The 13962-nt window shown below is 71.8% G+C and carries 15 protein-coding genes; 4 read left to right on the top strand and 11 right to left on the bottom strand.

What is annotated here, in order from left to right:
* Nucleotides 1-19: 19 nt before the first annotated feature.
* The 3 genes from guaB to IF20_RS10010 form a co-directional block, all read right to left on the bottom strand.
* Nucleotides 20-1519 (bottom strand): IMP dehydrogenase, encoded by a 1500-nt coding sequence (gene guaB, locus IF20_RS10000; protein ID WP_052864733.1) that lies wholly within the window; start codon nt 1517-1519, stop codon nt 20-22.
* A gap of 160 nt (nt 1520-1679) precedes the next feature.
* Nucleotides 1680-2255 carry a sigma-70 family RNA polymerase sigma factor gene (locus IF20_RS10005; RefSeq protein WP_030262963.1) on the bottom strand — a complete coding sequence of 192 codons (576 nt, stop codon included), beginning with the start codon at nt 2253-2255 and terminating at the stop codon, nt 1680-1682.
* A gap of 373 nt (nt 2256-2628) precedes the next feature.
* Nucleotides 2629-3240 carry a response regulator transcription factor gene (locus tag IF20_RS10010; RefSeq protein WP_003948568.1) on the bottom strand — a complete coding sequence of 204 codons (612 nt, stop codon included), beginning with the start codon at nt 3238-3240 and terminating at the stop codon, nt 2629-2631.
* 389 nt (nt 3241-3629) lie between these two features.
* Here IF20_RS10010 and IF20_RS10015 point away from each other — a divergent pair, with 389 nt between their 5' ends.
* Entirely contained in the window at nt 3630-3956 is a 327-nt protein-coding gene (locus IF20_RS10015; protein WP_052864734.1) for a WhiB family transcriptional regulator, read from the top strand.
* 98 nt (nt 3957-4054) lie between these two features.
* Here the strand turns inward: IF20_RS10015 and IF20_RS10020 are convergent, their stop codons facing one another.
* Nucleotides 4055-4966: a LysR family transcriptional regulator gene (locus tag IF20_RS10020; RefSeq protein WP_052864735.1), complete on the bottom strand. Its 912-nt coding sequence runs from the start codon at nt 4964-4966 to the stop codon at nt 4055-4057.
* Nucleotides 4967-5214: 248 nt separating this feature from the next.
* Between IF20_RS10020 and IF20_RS10025 the strand changes: the two genes are divergently transcribed.
* The gene (locus IF20_RS10025; RefSeq protein ID WP_052864736.1) at nt 5215-5988 is read left to right on the top strand and encodes an SDR family NAD(P)-dependent oxidoreductase; all 774 of its coding nucleotides are present in this window, start codon (nt 5215-5217) and stop codon (nt 5986-5988) included.
* 76 nt (nt 5989-6064) lie between these two features.
* Here IF20_RS10025 and groL read toward each other — a convergent pair whose 3' ends face one another.
* On the bottom strand, nt 6065-7690 hold the full coding sequence (gene groL, locus IF20_RS10030) for a chaperonin GroEL (protein ID WP_052864737.1): 1626 nt from the start codon (nt 7688-7690) through the stop codon (nt 6065-6067).
* A gap of 132 nt (nt 7691-7822) precedes the next feature.
* Nucleotides 7823-8131 carry a co-chaperone GroES gene (groES, locus tag IF20_RS10035; RefSeq protein WP_019329594.1) on the bottom strand — a complete coding sequence of 103 codons (309 nt, stop codon included), beginning with the start codon at nt 8129-8131 and terminating at the stop codon, nt 7823-7825.
* 251 nt (nt 8132-8382) lie between these two features.
* On the opposite strand from groES, the gene IF20_RS10040 reads away from it, so the two are divergent.
* Nucleotides 8383-9633 (top strand): class I SAM-dependent methyltransferase, encoded by a 1251-nt coding sequence (locus IF20_RS10040; RefSeq protein WP_052864738.1) that lies wholly within the window; start codon nt 8383-8385, stop codon nt 9631-9633.
* 34 nt (nt 9634-9667) lie between these two features.
* Here the strand turns inward: IF20_RS10040 and tsaD are convergent, their stop codons facing one another.
* The 3 genes from tsaD to tsaB form a co-directional block, all read right to left on the bottom strand.
* Nucleotides 9668-10810, bottom strand: a complete 1143-nt coding sequence (gene tsaD / locus IF20_RS10045) for a tRNA (adenosine(37)-N6)-threonylcarbamoyltransferase complex transferase subunit TsaD (RefSeq protein WP_030619847.1) — start codon at nt 10808-10810, stop codon at nt 9668-9670.
* Complete coding sequence (gene rimI / locus IF20_RS10050; RefSeq protein ID WP_052864911.1) at nt 10803-11273, bottom strand: ribosomal protein S18-alanine N-acetyltransferase; 471 nt, start codon at nt 11271-11273, stop codon at nt 10803-10805. Before rimI ends, tsaD begins: the two co-directional genes overlap by 8 nt.
* Nucleotides 11274-11347: 74 nt before the next feature.
* Nucleotides 11348-12037, bottom strand: coding sequence for a tRNA (adenosine(37)-N6)-threonylcarbamoyltransferase complex dimerization subunit type 1 TsaB (tsaB, locus tag IF20_RS10055; RefSeq protein WP_052864739.1), 690 nt, complete (start codon nt 12035-12037; stop codon nt 11348-11350).
* Nucleotides 12038-12179: 142 nt separating this feature from the next.
* Here tsaB and IF20_RS10060 point away from each other — a divergent pair, with 142 nt between their 5' ends.
* Nucleotides 12180-12764 (top strand): L,D-transpeptidase, encoded by a 585-nt coding sequence (locus IF20_RS10060; protein ID WP_052864740.1) that lies wholly within the window; start codon nt 12180-12182, stop codon nt 12762-12764.
* Between the two features lie 157 nt (nt 12765-12921).
* On the opposite strand, the gene IF20_RS10065 is transcribed toward IF20_RS10060, so the two are convergent.
* Nucleotides 12922-13167 carry a hypothetical protein gene (locus tag IF20_RS10065; protein ID WP_052864741.1) on the bottom strand — a complete coding sequence of 82 codons (246 nt, stop codon included), beginning with the start codon at nt 13165-13167 and terminating at the stop codon, nt 12922-12924.
* Nucleotides 13168-13340: 173 nt separating this feature from the next.
* A complete protein-coding gene (gene tsaE / locus IF20_RS10070; protein WP_052864912.1) occupies nt 13341-13856 on the bottom strand; it encodes a tRNA (adenosine(37)-N6)-threonylcarbamoyltransferase complex ATPase subunit type 1 TsaE in 516 nt (171 codons plus the stop codon).
* Between the last annotated feature and the right edge of the window lie 106 nt (nt 13857-13962).

Consider the following 13962-nt stretch of genomic DNA (forward strand, 5'->3'; position numbering starts at 1 on the left):
CGGAACCGGGCCTACCCGCTCAGCGGGCGTTGTAGTTCGGTGCCTCGACCGTCATCTGGATGTCGTGCGGGTGGCTCTCCTTGAGGCCCGCCGAGGTGATCCGCACGAAGCGGCCCTTCTCCTGCAGCTCCGGGACGGTGCGGCCGCCGACGTAGAACATCGACTGACGCAGGCCGCCGGCGAGCTGGTGGACGACCGAGGAGAGCGGGCCGCGGTACGGGACCTGGCCCTCGATGCCCTCGGGCACCAGCTTCTCGTCGGAGGCGACGCCCTCCTGGAAGTACCGGTCCTTGGAGAAGGACTTGCGGTCGCCGCGGGTCTGCATCGCGCCGAGCGAGCCCATGCCCCGGTAGGACTTGAACTGCTTGCCGTTGATGAACATCAGCTCACCCGGCGACTCCTCGCAGCCGGCGAGGAGCGAGCCCAGCATGACCGTGTCGGCGCCCGCGACCAAGGCCTTCGCGATGTCACCGCTGTACTGCAGGCCGCCGTCGCCGATGACCGGGACGCCCGCCTCCTTCGCGGCGAGCGAGGCCTCGTAGATCGCGGTGACCTGCGGGACGCCGATGCCGGCGACGACGCGGGTGGTGCAGATCGAGCCGGGGCCGACGCCGACCTTGATGCCGTCCACGCCGGCGTCGATCAGCGCCTGGGCGCCGTCACGGGTGGCGATGTTGCCGCCGACGACGTCGACGGAGGAGTTCGACTTGATCTTGGCGACCATGTCGCCGACCAGCTTGGAGTGGCCGTGCGCGGTGTCCACGACGATGAAGTCGACGCCCGCCTCGATCAGCGCCTGGGCCCGCTCGTACGCGTCACCGGCCACGCCGACGGCCGCGCCGACCAGCAGCCGGCCCTCGGAGTCCTTGGCGGCGTTCGGGTACTGCTCGGCCTTGACGAAGTCCTTGACCGTGATGAGGCCCTTGAGGACGCCCGCGTCGTCGACCAGCGGCAGCTTCTCGATCTTGTGACGGCGCAGCAACTCCATGGCGTCCACGCCGGAGATCCCGACCTTGCCCGTGACCAGCGGCATCGGGGTCATGACGGCACGCACCTGACGGGTGCGGTCGGTCTCGAAGGCCATGTCACGGTTGGTGACGATGCCGAGCAGCTTGCCCGCCGCGTCGGTCACCGGGACACCGCTGATCCGGAAGCGCGCGCACAGGTCGTCGGCCTCGGCCAGGGTCGCGTCCGGGTGCACCGTGATCGGGTCCGTGACCATGCCGGACTCGGAGCGCTTGACGAGGTCGACCTGATTGGCCTGGTCCTCGATGGAGAGGTTGCGGTGCAGCACGCCGACGCCGCCCTGGCGGGCCATCGCGATGGCCATCCGGGCCTCGGTGACCTTGTCCATCGCCGCGGACAGCAGCGGGACGTTCACCCGGACGTTCTTCGAGATGTACGAGGAGGTGTCGATCTGGTCGGGCGCCATGTCCGAGGCGCCCGGCAGCAGCAGCACATCGTCGTAGGTCAGCCCGAGTGTCGCGAATTTTCCGGGCACTCCGTCGACGTTGGTCATGACACCTTCCCAATGGCCTTGATCAGTGCGGATGTCCATGCTAACGGGAATGGCCGGTGGCTCATTCCACGAGCAAGATCACCCGCGTAGTTTGTACGTTCACACGTACGGATCAGGGCGCGCGGCAGGCCGCCCCGCTCCGTACCGGAGGCTGCGGCGCCTACTGCTCGGCGAGCGCCCGGAGCCGGCTGAGCGCGCGATGCTGCGCGACCCGGACAGCGCCCGGCGACATCCCGAGCATCTGCCCGGTCTCCTCCGCCGTCAGGCCGACCGCCACCCGCAGCAGCACCAGCTCCCGCTGATTCTCCGGCAGGCTGGCCAGCAGCTTCTTGGCCCACTCCGCGTCACTGCTGAGCAGCGCCCGCTCCTCGGGCCCGAGCGAGTCGTCCGGCTGCTCCGGCATCTCGTCCGAGGGCACGGCCGTGCTGCCGGGGCCGCGCATGGCGGCCCGCTGCAGGTCGGCGACCTTGTGCCCGGCGATGGCGAAGACGAACGCCTCGAAGGGCTTCCCGGTGTCGCGGTACCGCGGCAGCGCGCAGAGGACCGCCACGCAGACTTCCTGCGCGAGGTCCTCGACGAAGTGCCGCGCGTCGCCCGGCAGCCTGGAGAGCCGCGTACGGCAGTAGCGCAGGGCGAGCGGGTGCACGTGGGCGAGGAGGTCGTGCGTCGCCTGCCGGTCCCCCTCGACGGCACGTGCGACGAGCCCGCCGATCTCCTGGGTCCCGTCCTCGCGCATCGGTCCATGGTGCCTTGACGCCGCACGGTTCGCGGCATCGCCCCCGTAGTTGTGCACCGAAGTGTTATGCGTCGGTGTGCCAGCACTCACGTCCCACGCCTCCCCCTTTCGGGTGTTGCCCATGCCGGACCCGAGACGTCGCCCACGGCGTTCACCGGTGCCGCGTGGCACCGTCAGGGGCATGTCCGTCATGAGGTCTCTTCTGGCCGAGTGAGAAGCCCCGGCCCTGGAGCCGGGGAGGAGTCACACCTCAAGCATGCGGCATCGCGTGAGGTTTCGGCGCCGGACGGCGGCAGAGCGGGGCCGTGGCACGCGCCACCCCGTCAGGACGGCGCGCGCCGCGGCCCCGCTGTGCCCACACGTGACGAACGGCTCAGCGGACCAGGCCCCAGCGGAAGCCGAGCGCCACCGCATGCGCGCGGTCGGAGGCGCCGAGCTTCTTGAAGAGCCGTCGGGCGTGCGTCTTGACCGTGTCCTCGGAGAGGAACAGCTCACGCCCGATCTCGGCGTTCGACCGGCCGTGACTCATGCCCTCCAGCACCTGGATCTCCCGCGCGGTGAGCGTCGGGGCCGCACCCATCTCGGCGGACCGCAGCCGGCGCGGGGCGAGGCGCCAGGTCGGGTCGGCGAGCGCCTGGGTGACGGTCGCGCGCAGCTCGGCGCGCGAGGCGTCCTTGTGCAGATAGCCGCGGGCGCCGGCGGCGACGGCCAGCGCCACCCCGTCGAGATCCTCGGCGACGGTGAGCATGATGATCCGGGCGCCCGGATCGGCGGACAGCAGCCGGCGCACGGTCTCGACACCTCCGAGACCGGGCATGCGTACGTCCATCAGAATCAGGTCCGAGCGATCTGCACCCCAGCGGCGGAGCACTTCCTCGCCGTTGGCCGCGGTCGTCACGCGCTCGACGCCGGGGACGGTCGCAACCGCCCGACGGAGCGCCTCTCGGGCAAGCGGGGAGTCGTCGCAGACGAGGACGGAAGTCATGGCCGTCCTCCGCAGCTGATGCGCGTCACGTTGTGCCTCCAGGCTGGTACGTATCGTCACCTGCGCGATTGACGGCCTCGGACACCTGCCCGGGGAGTCCCTCTGTCAACCGCTTCCGCACTCTCAACGACGGTCACCCGAAAGAGTTACGGGCTGAGGGGCCGTTTTCGACACTCTATGTGAGGGGCCGGACACGCAGCAGCAAGACCCGCGCCCCTCGGCGCCCCACTTTCTGTAAGCGGTCCGCTTTGCCCTGTTTGGTGACTTTTCTTCCGTCTTTCTTGGTTATGGGGCAGGATTCGAGAAGAGTCATATTTACATCTACTTAGAAGGTAGATGTACGGTCTTGACCAGGAGCCCGATACCGCCACGCTTCGAGGGGACTAGCAATGGCAGATTTCTCCCGCCTTCCGGGCCCGAACGCAGACCTCTGGGACTGGCAACTGCTCGCCGCCTGCCGCGGTGTGGACAGTTCGCTCTTCTTCCATCCTGAAGGCGAGCGCGGCGCGGCCCGCAGCGCGCGCGAGACGTCGGCGAAAGAGGTCTGCATGCGCTGTCCGGTACGCGCCGAGTGCGCCTCGCACGCGCTGGCCGTTCGCGAGCCCTACGGCGTCTGGGGAGGACTGACCGAGGACGAGAGGGAAGAGCTGATGGGCCGGGCCCGTCACCGCCTGGTGCCGGCGGGCGGCCCGGGGCCATCGATGTCCGGCGACTGACGGCCGGCCGACACCCGAACAGACGAAACGTTTCTTCACCGCGGCCGCCGACGGCGGTGCGACGCCCCGTACCGCCCGGGAGAGCGATACGGGACGGATCAGCGGCGACCCGCGGCCGCCAGCTGGTCGAGCATCGCCGTCACCGCCGGGACCTGGGCCAGGTCCGGGAGGGTCAGGGCCACGATCTCGCGCTGCACGACCGGCTCCAGCCGGATCGTGCGCGCGCCCTTCGGCCGTACCGAGGCCAGCGCCAGCTCCGGGAGCGCGGCGACGCCGAGGCCCGCGCCGACCAGGCCGATCACGGCCGGATAGTCGTCGGTGGCGAAGTCGATGCGCGGCGTGAAACCGGCGTTCCCGCACACCGAGACCAGGTGCCGGCGGCAGCGCGGGCAGCCCGCGATCCACGCCTCCCCGGCCAGCTCGGCGAAGCCGGCCCGGCCGACGCCGGCGAATCGGTGGTGCTCGGGCACGAGCCCCACCAGCCGGTCGGTGAGCACCCGGCGGACCACCAGGTCGTCCCACTCGGACTCGGCGGCCGGGTCGGCGCCCGGCACTTCCGGGTAGCGGAAGGCCAGCGCGATCTCGCAGTCCCCGCCCCGCAGCATGTCGATGGAGCGCGGCGGCTCCGCCTCGTCCAGCGACACCGCCGTGCCGGGGTGCGCGGACCGCATCGCGGCCAGCGCGGTCGGCACCAGCGTGGAGCTGCCCGAGGGGAAGGACACCAGCCGCACCCGCCCGGCCCGCAGCCCGGCGATCGCGGCGACCTCCTCCTCGGCGGCGGTGAGCCCGGCCAGGATGCCGGCGGCGTGCCGTACGAGGGCCTCGCCCGCCTCCGTGAGGCGCATCTCGCGGCCGGTGCGGACGATGAGCGGCGTGCCGGCCGACTGTTCGAGCGCCTTCATCTGCTGGGAGACGGCGGGCTGGGTGCAGCCGAGCTCCCGCGCGGCGGCGGAGAAGGAACCGGTCCGGGCGACGGCGCGCAGCACACGGAGATGACGGGCCTCGATCATTCCCCAAGCATAAGCACCGCTTGGGGCGGAGTCGGAATATTCGGTCACTGCTTTGGCGGGGTGGAAGTCCACGGGAGTCCGGCATTCCGGGTGGACTTTTCGGCGCGAAGCAGACCGTCAATGGGCCGAATGGCATCGGTGCCCGGGAGAGAAGTCCCTACGGACATACGGAAGCTGACGGCTCGCCGGTCGCCCGGCCGGCGGGTGCCCCGACGAGCGGAACGACCCCGGGCCGATAGCGTTCTCTTATGACGACTGCGATGGTCACGGGAGCGACGGCGGGTATCGGAGCGGCGTTCGCGCGCCGGCTGGCGGCCGACGGACACAACCTGGTGCTGGTGGCCCGTAACGAGGACAGGCTGCGCGAGCACGCGGCCGAGCTGCACGACCGGCACGGGGTCGAGGTCGGTGTGCTGCCCGCCGACCTGGCGTCGGAGGAGGGCATCGCGGCCGTCGAGGAACGCCTCGCCGACCGCAAGCACCCGGTGGATCTGCTGGTCAACAACGCCGGCTTCGGCAACAAGGGCGAGTTCCTGGAAGTCCCCATGGCCGACGAGCTGGCCATGCTGAAGGTGCACTGCGAGGCGGTGCTGCGGCTGACTTCGGCGGCGGTCACGGGGATGCGCGAGCGGCGGCGCGGCGGGGTGGTGAACGTCGCCTCGGTCGCGGCCTTCGTGCCGCGCGGGACGTACGGCGCGAGCAAGGCGTGGGTCGTGCAGTTCACCCAGGGCGCGGCGCGCGACTTGGCGGGCAGCGGGGTGCGGCTGATGGCGCTGTGCCCCGGTTTCGTCCGTACCGAGTTCCACGAGCGGGCCGGCATGGGCACGGACAACATCCCCGGCTGGATGTGGCTGGACGCGGACAATCTGGTCGACGCGGCGATGAAGGACCTGGCCAGGGGACGTTCGGTGTCCATCCCCGACCCCCGGTACAAGGCCCTGATGGGCGTGGTGAAGCTCGCCCCGCGCAACCTCCTGGGCGGCGTCACGTCCCGCACGGGGCGCAAGTACGGGCCGCAGTAGTCCGCACGCCCCTGCACAACGGCCGAGGCCCGGCGCCCCTCTCGGGGTGCCGGGCCTCGGTGCGGAGTCAGCAGGCTCAGTGCGCGTGGCCGTGGCCGTGGCCCGCGGCCTCGGGCTCCTCCTCCGCCGGCTTCTCGACGACCAGGGTCTCGGTCGTGAGCAGCAGGGAGGCGATGGAGGCAGCGTTCTCCAGGGCGGAGCGGGTGACCTTGACCGGGTCGATGACGCCGGCCTTCACCAGGTCGCCGTACTCGCCGGTGGCGGCGTTGAAGCCGTTGCCCTTGTCGAGCTCGGCGACCTTCGAGGTGATGACGTAGCCCTCGAGGCCGGCGTTCTCGGCGATCCAGCGCAGCGGCTCGACGGCGGCACGGCGGACGACGGCGACACCGGTGGCCTCGTCGCCCTCCTTGCCGAGGTTGCCCTCCAGCACCTTCACGGCGTGGACCAGGGCGGAGCCACCACCGGAGACGATGCCCTCCTCGACCGCGGCGCGGGTCGCGGAGATGGCGTCCTCCAGACGGTGCTTCTTCTCCTTGAGCTCGACCTCGGTGGCCGCACCCACGCGGATGACGCAGACGCCACCGGCGAGCTTGGCGAGGCGCTCCTGGAGCTTCTCGCGGTCCCAGTCCGAGTCGGTGGACTCGATCTCGGCCTTGATCTGGGCGACGCGGCCGGCGACGTCCTCGGAGTTGCCGCCACCGTCGACGATGGTGGTGTCGTCCTTGGTGACGGTCACGCGGCGGGCGGTGCCCAGCACGTCCAGACCGGCCTGGTCGAGCTTGAGGCCGACCTCCTCGGCGATGACGGTGGCACCGGTGAGGGTGGCCATGTCGCCGAGCATCGCCTTGCGGCGGTCGCCGAAGCCGGGGGCCTTCACCGCGACGGCGTTGAAGGTGCCGCGGATCTTGTTGACGACCAGGGTCGACAGGGCCTCGCCCTCGACGTCCTCGGCGATGATCAGCAGCGGCTTGGAGGAGCCGGCCTGGATGACCTTCTCCAGCAGCGGCAGCAGGTCCTGGATCGAGGAGATCTTGCCCTGGTGGATGAGGATGTACGGGTCCTCCAGGACGGCCTCCATCCGCTCCTGGTCGGTGACCATGTACGGGGAGAGGTAGCCCTTGTCGAAGGCCATGCCCTCGGTGAAGTCCAGCTCCAGGCCGAAGGTGTTGGACTCCTCGACGGTGATGACACCGTCCTTGCCGACCTTGTCCATCGCCTCGGCGATGAGCTCGCCGACCTGCTTGTCCTGGGCGGACAGGCCGGCGACGGCGGCGATGTCGGACTTCTCGTCGATCGGGCGGGCCGTCGAGAGCAGGTCGTCGGACACGGCCTTGACGGCGGCGTCGATGCCCTTCTTCAGGGCGGCCGGGGAGGCACCGGCGGCGACGTTGCGCAGACCCTCACGGACCAGCGCCTGGGCCAGGACGGTGGCGGTGGTGGTGCCGTCACCGGCGATGTCGTTGGTCTTGGTCGCCACCTCCTTCACCAGCTGGGCGCCGAGGTTCTCGTACGGGTCGTCGACCTCGACCTCGCGGGCGATGGTCACACCGTCGTTGGTGATGGTGGGGGCGCCGAACTTCTTGTCGATGACGACGTTGCGGCCCTTGGGGCCGATCGTCACCTTGACCGTGTCGGCAAGCTTGTTGACGCCGCGCTCGAGGGCGCGACGGGCGTCCTCGTCGAACTTCAGAATCTTCGCCATGAGTTACGTGTCCTTAGTCGTACTCTCAACGAAATGCGCCCCTGCCCCGGGTGGTGAGACGCGGGAACCAGGGGCGCAGATCAGAAAAGCTGGGTGCAGTACCGGTGTCCGAGGTGAGCCCGGACTCCGCGACTACTTCTCGACGATGGCGAGAACGTCGCGGGCGGAGAGAACGAGGTACTCCTCGCCGTTGTACTTCACCTCGGTGCCGCCGTACTTGCTGTAGAGCACGACGTCGCCGACGGAAACGTCGAGCGGAAGACGGTTACCGTCCTCGAAGCGGCCCGGGCCCACGGCCAGGACGACGCCCTCCTGGGGCTTCTCCTTGGCGGTGTCCGGAATGACCAGGCCCGAAGCCGTGGTCTGCTCGGCGTCGAGCGGCTGGACCACAATGCGGTCCTCGAGCGGCTTGATGGCAACCTTGGAGCTGGCGGTCGTCACGATCCGACCTCCCCCTTCGGAGATCTCACGGGGTTAACTGTCTGAGGTGGCGACCAGGTGGATCCGTCGTCGCGGGTGCCGGACCTGCCCGTCGCGCGTAGCTTTTGCTCGCTCCCCGGGCCTGGGCCCGGTCGGCTCGCTGTTTGGCACTCTCCAACGGGGAGTGCCAGCGCCGAGACTATGACGCGGTTAGCACTCGGTCAAGCGGAGTGCCAACGTGGCTCGGAAAGAGATCCGGGACCTGCCCCAGAATGGGACGGGTGAACCCTCTCGACGCCTTCTCCGCACTGCTCAGCGACGAGGGCCGGACCCTGCTGGCCGGCCTCCGCGACCACGACCCCGCTCAGGAACTCGCCACCGCCACCCGGCTGCGCCGCGAGCACCCCGCCGAGCTGGTGTCCGCGGCCCTCGGGCAGGCCCGGCTGCGGCAGCGCGCGGTCGCGAAGTTCGGCGCCGAGGACGCGTACCGGATGTTCTTCACCCCGAACGGCGTCGAGCAGTCCACCCGCCGCACCGTCGCCGTGCACCGCGCGGCGCGGCTGTCCGCGCTCGGCGTACGGTCCGTCGCCGACCTGTGCTGCGGCATCGGCGGCGACGCGATCGCGTACGCCCGGGCCGGCATCCATGTGCTGGCCGTCGACCACGATCCACTGACGGCGGAGGTGGCCCGCGCGAACGCCGAAGCACTGGGCCTCTCCGACCTCATCGAGGTGCGCTGCGCCGACGTCACGGAGATCGACACGAGCCCGTACGACGCGGTCTTCGTGGACCCGGCGCGGCGCGGCGGCAATCGAGCAGGTGCCGCGCGCAGCGCGTCGATGAGGGGTGGTGGTCGGGCGACGGGCGGGCGGATCTTCGACCCGGAGGCGTACTCCCCGCCCCTCTCCTGGGCGATCGAGGCGGCACGCAAGGCCCCGCGCGCCGCGCTGAAGATCGCCCCCGGCATTCCGCACGAGGCGATCCCCGAGGACGCCGCCGCGGAGTGGATCTCGGACGGCGGGGACGTGAAGGAGGCCGTGCTCTGGTTCGGCACGGCCCCCGGCTCCGTACGGGCCACCCTGCTGCCCTCCGGCGCGCACCTGGAGACCGCCGCCCCGCTCCCCGACCCGCCCGTGCGGCCCGTGGGCCGCTACCTCTACGAGCCGGACGGCGCCGTCATCCGCGCGCACCTGGTCGCGGAGGCCGCCGCCGGGCTGGACGGCGGCCTGATCGACGAGACCATCGCGTACGTCACCGCCGACGAGCTGCGCCCCACCCCGTACGCCGCCGCCTACGAGATCACCGACGAGCTGCCCTTCAACCTGAAGAACCTCAAGGCACTCCTTCGGGAACGCGAGATCGGCGTGTTGACGGTGAAGAAGCGCGGCTCCGCGGTCGAACCGGAGGAGATCCGCCGCAAGGTGAAGCTCCGCGGCCCGAACGCGGCCACGGTGCTCCTCACCCGCGTCGCGGGCGCCCCCACGATGCTCATCGGGCAGCCCGCCAAGCCCGTCGACGACTGATCACGAGTACCGGCCGATCACAGGTACAGACTGATCACGAGTACAGGTTGTCCTTGCTGACCTCGTGCACGTGATCGTGGCTGTGCCCGTGACCGTGGTGGGAGTGCGGGACGCCGTGCCGGTGCTCGTGGCCGGGGGCCGGCACGTGCGGCTCGGTGACCGGGAGGGAGGAGTCGGCGGACAGCTCCCAGGCGGAGTGCGGCCGGTTCCGGGCGACCATCTCGGCGCCCAGGGCCGCGACCATCGCGCCGTTGTCCGTGCACAGCTTCGGGCGCGGCACGCGCAGCGTGATGCCCGCGTCCTCGCAGCGCCGCTCGGCCATCGCGCGCAGCCGCGAGTTGGCCGCGACGCCGCCGCCGATCATCAGGTGGTCCACGCCGTGGTCCTTGCAGGCCCGGACGGCCTTCCGCGTCAACACGTCCACGACGGCCTCCTGGAAGGACGCGGAGACGTCGGCCACCGGCACCTCCTCGCCCGCCGCGCGCTTGGCCTCGATCCAGCGGGCCACGGCGGTCTTCAGGCCGGAGAAGGAGAAGTCGTACTTCGGGTCGCGGGAGCCGGTCAGGCCGCGCGGGAAGGCGATGGCCTCCGGGTCGCCCTCGCGGGCCATCCGGTCGATGACCGGGCCGCCGGGGAAGCCGAGGTTCAGCACCCGGGCGACCTTGTCGAACGCCTCGCCCGCCGCGTCGTCGATCGTCGAGCCCAGCGGCCGCACGTCGGAGGTGATGTCCGGCGCGAGCAGCAGCGAGGAGTGGCCGCCGGAGACCAGCAGGGCCATCGTCGGCTCGGGCAGCGCGCCGTGTTCGAGCTGGTCGACGCAGATGTGCGAGGCGAGGTGGTTGACGCCGTACAGCGGCTTGCCGAGGGCGTAGGCGTACGCCTTGGCCGCCGAGGTGCCGACGAGCAGCGCGCCGGCCAGCCCCGGCCCGGCCGTCACCGCGATGCCGTCCAGGTCGGAGGCGGCGACGCCGGCCTCCTTCAGGGCCCGCTGGATGGTGGGGACCATCGCCTCCAGGTGGGCGCGGGAGGCGACCTCGGGGACGACGCCGCCGAAGCGGGCGTGTTCGTCGACGCTGGAGGCGATCGCGTCGGCCAGCAGGGTGTGGCCGCGGACGATGCCGACCCCGGTTTCGTCGCAGGAGGTCTCGATGCCGAGGACGAGCGGTTCGTCAGCCATTGATCGGTGTTCCTTGTACGAGGGATTCGGAGGTGTAGCGCATGACCAGGGCGTCGACGTTGCCCGGCTGGTAGTAGCCGCGGCGGAAGCCGATGGGCTCGAAGCCGAAGCGTTCGTACAGCCGCTGGGCACGGAGGTTGTCGACGCGTACTTCGAGGAGCACTTCGTGGCACTCGAAGGCGGTGGCGGCGGTGAGCAGGTCGGTCAGCAGCCGGCCGCCGAGCCCGGAGCCCCACTGGTCGCGGGCCGTGGCGATGGTCTGGACGTCGCCGGTGCCGTCGACGGCGGCGAGCCCGCCGTAGCCGACGAGCCGGCCGTCCTGTTCGGCGACGGTGTAGTGCCGGTTCGCGCCGCGCCCGCGGGCGTGCGCCAGCTCGGACCAGAACATCCCCCGCGACCACGCGTCCTCGGGGAACAGCTCCTCCTCCAGCTCCAGCACCGGCTCGATGTCCCACCAGCGCATCTCGCGCAGCGTGGCGGCCGGCGCGCCCGGGGGCGCGGTCCCGGGCCGGCCGGCGGGCTGGTCGGCATGGGCGGTCACTTGGGGGTGACCACCTTGTAGTTGGCGGGGACCTGCGCGTCCGGCCGCCGCAGGTACAGGGGCCGCGGGGGCAGCAGCGTCTCGCCCCGGGCCAGCTTCTCGGCGGCGAGCGCGCCGAGGGCCGCCGCCGACTGGTGCTCGGGGCCGTCGGCGCGCAGGCCGTCGAAGGTGCCGTCGTACAGCACCGCGCCCGCACCCACCGCCGGCACGCCGGCGACCTGCTCGGCGATGTCGGCCGGGCGGTCGACGGCCGGGTCGGTGGTCCGCGTGCGGAAGTCCGCGTAGCGGGCCCAGTAGACCTCCTTGCGGCGTGCGTCCGTCGCCACGACGAAGGGCTCCTCGATCCCGGCGGCGTACGCGATGCCGTCCAGCGAGCACAGGCCGTGCACGGGCACGTCCAGGGCCGCGCCGAAGGTGGCGGCGGTGACCAGGCCGACGCGCAGGCCGGTGTACGGGCCGGGCCCGACGCCGACGACGATGTCGGTGACCGCGTCGAGCTTCAGGCCGGCCTCGTCGAGCACCCGGTCGACGGCGGGCAGCAGCAGTTCGCCGTGGCGGCGGGCGTCCACCTCGCGCGCCTCGGCGAGCACGCGGGGAGCGGGCCGGCCGCCGTCCGGGGCGGGGTCGCAGCTGAGCAGCGCGGCGGAGACGGCGGGGGTTGCGGTGTCAAGGGCAAGCAGCAGCACGTCCTCAAGACTACGGCGCGGCGGACGCCACCCTGCCGGGTGCTGCGCTCGCCGGTACGCTGCGTGCTGGAACTCCGGCACGCCAGGTGCCGGCCTTCGGACCTCGGACACGTACGGATCCGTACGGAAAGGTGGCACGGCGGTGGCCGCTAGGAGCAGCTCGATCGTGACGGCTCTCACCGTGATGGCACTGGCCGCGGTCGGTTTTCTGGCCTTCGAGGCCTCGGCCGACGCCACCGACCCGTTGAAGCCGGTCCGCTCGGCCGACGGCACCTCGGCGTCGCCGTCGCCGTCGGGGCACCGGAAGCCGGAGGAGTCGGCGGCGGAGAAGGAGAAGCGGGAGACCGCGGTGCCGGCGCACTCCGGTGCGGGCAAGCGCGTGGTGTACGCGCTGGACGACCGGCGGGTGTGGCTGATCGGCCCGAAGGATCAGGTCCTGCGCACGTACAAGGTCGTACCGAGCACGGTCAGCCCGGCGCCCGGGGCGTACTCGGTGACCACGCGCTCGGCGAGCGTGACCGGTTCCGACGGCATTCCGGTCGAGAACGTCGTGCGCTTCGCGACGGTCGACAACGTGGTGGTCGGCTTCAGCGCGGCGGTCGACGGCTCGATGCCGCAGCCGGACGCGGGGCGGAAGAAGACGGGCGGCGTCCGCGAGAAGCGCGCCGACGGCGCCGCGATGTGGAAGTTCGCCACGATCGGCACGAAGGTCGTCGTGGTCTCGTAGCTCTCCCCGCGGGCGCGGGGCCCCCGCACGCCCCGGCACCCGTACGGCGCAAAGGCTCCGGGCGAGCCGATGAATCACCCGTACGGGCTACGGCGCGCCGTGGCGGCGGGTGGACGGCCGGTGCGCGGTGGGGCGGTCGCCTCGCCGCGCTGCGCGCCTACGCCGCGTCGCGGTCGTCCGCCGGCACCGCCGGCAGGTGGGCGGCCCCGGTCACCGGCTCGGGACGGGCCTCGGGCCCGGTCTGCGCCTCGGGGGCGTCCGGAGGCGTGGAGATCGCGCTGGCGGCCGCACACGACGCCAGGAGTTCGTTCATCGTCGGCCGGGGGCCGTCCTCGCGCCGGAACGGGGACGGTTCGCTGTCGTCGCGGCGGGCCGCCGCGGCGAGGGACTGGTGGGCCGACATGGATGCCTCCCGGGGATCCTGGGGCGAGCGGGCATAGTTAGGTAGACCTAACCGGCTCTCTCCTTCCATGTGACCACGCCCGGCACCGCCGACGCAACATCTTGCCGACGGCTTGTCGGAAACTACCGGGCCCGCCGCCCCGGAAGAACGGCCCGGCAGGGGCCGCGCCCGGCTCAGAGCTCCTGCAGCACGCTCAGATCGCTGCCGGCCCAGCGCGCGCCGACGCCCGTGACCGTCACCTCGCGGACGTCGTCCTCGTCCGCCAGGGGCGCCTCGGCGCCCACCGCGCGCGCGATGACGACGTGCAGCCGGTCCTCGGACAGCTCCTCGACCTTGCCCTCGCCCCACTCCACGACGACCACGGACTCCGGGAGCGAGACGTCCAGGTCCAGGTCCTCCATCTCGTCCAGGCCGCCGCCGAGCCGGTAGGCGTCGACGTGCACCAGGGGCGGGCCTTCGTGCAGCGAGGGGTGCACCCGGGCGATGACGAAGGTCGGCGAGGTGACGGCGCCGCGTACGCCCAGGCCCTCGCCGAGGCCCCGGGTCAGCGTCGTCTTGCCCGCGCCGAGCTCCCCGCTCAGCAGCACAAGATCGCCCGGGCGCAGCAGGCCCGCGAGCCGGCGGCCCAACTCCTGCATCCGATCCGGAGACTTGACGGTTACCTGCGTGGTGGCGTCGGTGGTGCTCATGCCGCCGATGGTACGAGGCCGGGCGGGCACCGTGCGCCGCGGCGGCGGTGCCCTGCCTCCGGGCCTTGTCTCCCGGGGCCTCCCGGGGTCTCCCGGGGTCTCCCGG

It is taken from the genome of Streptomyces niger (assembly GCF_000718305.1).
Classification (GTDB): domain Bacteria; phylum Actinomycetota; class Actinomycetes; order Streptomycetales; family Streptomycetaceae; genus Streptomyces; species Streptomyces niger.